The 2,735-nt window shown below is 73.1% G+C and carries 4 protein-coding genes; 1 reads left to right on the top strand and 3 read right to left on the bottom strand.

The features are described from left to right. Positions 1-1,695 (top strand): hypothetical protein (locus tag NQ160_RS11015; RefSeq protein ID WP_257515287.1); only part of this gene is annotated, 1,695 nt, incomplete at its 5' end. A gap of 97 nt (positions 1,696-1,792) precedes the next feature. On the opposite strand, the gene NQ160_RS11010 is transcribed toward NQ160_RS11015, so the two are convergent. The 3 genes from NQ160_RS11010 to NQ160_RS11000 all read right to left on the bottom strand — a co-directional run. Next, positions 1,793-1,951, bottom strand: coding sequence for a hypothetical protein (locus tag NQ160_RS11010; protein ID WP_257515286.1), 159 nt, complete (start codon positions 1,949-1,951; stop codon positions 1,793-1,795). 70 nt (positions 1,952-2,021) lie between these two features. Further along, a complete protein-coding gene (locus NQ160_RS11005) occupies positions 2,022-2,441 on the bottom strand; it encodes a glucose-6-phosphate dehydrogenase (RefSeq protein WP_257515285.1) in 420 nt (139 codons plus the stop codon). Between the two features lie 43 nt (positions 2,442-2,484). Next, a partial coding sequence (locus NQ160_RS11000; RefSeq protein ID WP_257515284.1) for an SDR family oxidoreductase occupies positions 2,485-2,735 on the bottom strand: 251 nt, incomplete at its 5' end.

The following is a 2,735-nucleotide window of genomic DNA, read 5'->3' as shown; positions in this document are numbered from 1 at the left end:
ATGCTCGCCGACTTCGGATACTCGCTGAGCGACCGGGGCGTGCGCCGCACCCGTGACCCTGTGGACACGATGCTGGCGTCGTCGCTGGCGAAGGACCACGCCGCCTGCGACATCCTGCGGCTGGAGCGCGAGGCGCTGGGCGACGAGCGGCTGCGTGCACTGGTGGTCACCGACTTCGCGTCGCACGGCAACAAGCACGGCGGGCTCGTCGGCACGTCGGGGGCGCTGCGCACCTTCACATCCCTGGTGAACGACACCGCGACCTCCCGACTGCGTGCGATCCTCGTCACCGGCAGCCACGCGCGCATCGCCACGTGCGACGCGGACGTGCTCGTCTCAGCGCTCGGGGACGAGCTCGGCGTGCCGGTCGCGGCGGCTCCGCTGATGGAGGCGGCAGAGGTGTCGGAGCTTCACGCGCCGGGCGCCGGCGTCGCAGCCCTCGTGCGTGCGGCGTCGGTGCTGCTCACGCGAGGGTCCGTGCAGGTGGTGGTCGGCACGCGTGGCCTCTTCGGCGAGGGGTGGGACTGCCCCGCGGTCAACACCCTCATCGACCTGACCGCCGTATCGACGGCGTCGGCTACGCAGCAGCTGCGGGGACGCACGTTGCGCCTGGACCCCGCCTGGCCCGAGAAAGTCGCCCACAACTGGACGGTCACGGCGCTGCTGCCGCCGACGTTCCCGCTGTCGGCGCAGCCGGATGCCGCGCGACTGCGTCGCAAGCACGCCCGCCTGTGGGGACTCGACGCCGACGACGCCTCGCGGGTGGTGCGCGGGACGTCGATCGTCATGCCCGCGGGCCAGCGGGCCGGTTTGGCGGCGTTCGTGGCGAAGGATGCCGCGGCATCCGTCGCCGCCCTCAACTCCCTCGGCACGCCGCCGCCGCGAGCCGTCACGCGGGCGCACTGGCGGATCGGCGAGCGGTACGTCGACCGCGAGAGTGTGAGCGCGCTCGTTCCGCGCCGCCGGGAGGCTCCGCTGTTCCGCACGAGCCGGCCGGTGTCGCGTGCGCTGGGCGGCGCGTTCGCCGGGGCGGCCGCGGCAGCCGGCGCGGGGAGCGCGACCCTCGGGTTCGCGCTGGGTGCCGCAGCGGGACCGGAGGTAGGGATGGTCGCCGGCGCCGCTCTGCTGCTGGCCGGCATCGTGCCGGCCGTCGAACTCGGCCGCAGCTGGCGGCGCGCGCGTGGGCAGCTCTCCGGCGGGACCGAGCCGTACCGGCGCGTCGCGGGGATCGTGTGGGAGGCGCTGCGCCGCGCAGGCCGGGTCGCCGACGAGCCGGTGACGATCGCCGCGACGGAGGCGGAGCCCGGCGACGGGACCGCGGAGATCTCGATCGAGGCCGTGTCGGCATCCCTCGCCGATCAGCGCACGTTCGCCGACGCGCTGGGGGAGCTGTTCGGCCCCGTGCGCACGCCGCGCTTTCTGCTCGAGACCGGCAGCGGTGGCCGGTCGGCGCTCGTGCGGGGCGTGCTGCGCCGCGCCGTCCGGCGACGGACCGAGGGGCACTTCGTGCCGGTGCCGTCGCTCATCGGGCGTCGCCGGCGGGATGCCGAGGCGTTCGCCGCGGCGTGGGAGCGCGAGCTCGGACCGTGCGTTCTGCACGCGATGGACCGGCCCGAGCAGCTCGCGCTCATGGCCCGCGCCCGTCGCGGGGGTGGCGGGCTTGTGCCCGCGACCTCCCGCGAACAGTGGCGCTGACGTTCGGGGGACGCAGGTGGCCGTCGTCACGCCCCGTGAAGGGCCGCTTACGACGACCGAAGCGCGGCGCTCACCCCGACGGGTCAGCGCCGCCGCGTCACGCCTGGCGGCGGATGAACTTCATCAACCACGCGATGATGCCGATGACGATCAGGATGATGCCGACGTACAGCAGGAACTGCACGGTCTGCACGAACACGCCCAGCAGCAGCAGGACGATTCCGACGATGAGAAGGATTACAGCGAGTCCGGTCATCAGTCGATCTTGGCGTGCCCGCCGTGGCTGGCTCGACCGCTTGACAGCCGCGTACGGGTGCCCTATCGGGTCAGGCCACCGAGGTGCCGCACATGCCGCACAGGCCGGTCGCCGACACTTCTACGAAGCAGTTCGGGCACATGGCCCGCGGTGCCTCGTCGACCGAAGAGCTGCGGCGCACCGCAGGCGTGCGCTCGGGCCGCGCCGCCGGGCGTGCGGTCGAACGGGACTTGCGCGCCGGCGCCGCGACGGGAGCCGGGGCCGACTTCTGGATCTCGGGAAGGTGCTGCGCGCAGTAGAACCGCACGAACCCGTCATGGTGCTTGGGATGCCGGTGCTTGATCGCCCACAGCTCGGTGCGGGGGATGGGGTCGGCCTCGGTGCGGCAGGCGACGCAGTGCGCCGGATCTCCCGGAACCACGTCTGCCACGACCACCGGGGTCTCGAAGGGAACGGCGTCCCGCCAGTCTGCTGATGCGACGATCTTCATGCTCAGAGGCCTCTTTCTACCCTCCGAGCCTACGCTCGTCTGATCACGGTCGACGCCACTGATCGCTTTCGAGGTGCGATCCGGCCTGCGGACCCATCTGCAGCATGCCCCCGTCGACCGGCCAGCTGGCCCCGGTCACGTACGACGCGGCGGGGGATGCCAGGAAGGCGACGACTGCCGCGATCTCCTCCGGGCGACCGGGGCGCGCCAGCGGAATGCCGGGGCGGTGGGTCTGCTCCGCGTCCCCCGACTCCATGTCGTTCATGGGGGTGGCGATCTCGCCCGGGGCCACGG

The sequence above is a fragment of the Microbacterium sp. zg.Y909 genome, assembly GCF_024626565.1.
This window is presented reverse-complemented; position numbering and strand designations above follow the sequence as displayed.